The organism is Bacillus cereus group sp. BfR-BA-01347, assembly GCF_022663835.1.
In the GTDB taxonomy this organism is placed as follows: Bacteria; Bacillota; Bacilli; order Bacillales; family Bacillaceae_G; genus Bacillus_A; species Bacillus_A thuringiensis_K.
Genome location: NZ_JAKUGG010000110.1, coordinates 1 through 223, shown reverse-complemented (window position 1 = coordinate 223; position 223 = coordinate 1). Strand labels below are relative to the sequence as shown.

The window sequence follows — 223 nt, the reverse complement described above, 5'->3', positions numbered from 1 at the left end:
TGATTAGGCTAACCCCGCAGTCCTTGCGGTTAGAAGCCTTATTGCTTCATTCTTTAGATTGATACTTGCGTTAATATCCCTATCATGGTTTGTACGACAAGAAGGACAGTCTCATTCACGTAGGTTTAGATTTTTAACGTCTTTATTTTGATATCCACAACAAGAACATAATTGGCTGGAAGCAAATGTTTTCGATACGACAATGACTTGTTTGCCATACCAT

1 pseudogene is annotated in these 223 nt (G+C 38.1%); it reads right to left on the bottom strand.

The window, feature by feature from the left end:
- Positions 1-3: 3 nt before the first annotated feature.
- Positions 4-223, bottom strand: a pseudogene (locus MR143_RS32880) (zinc ribbon domain-containing protein); the annotation flags it as partial.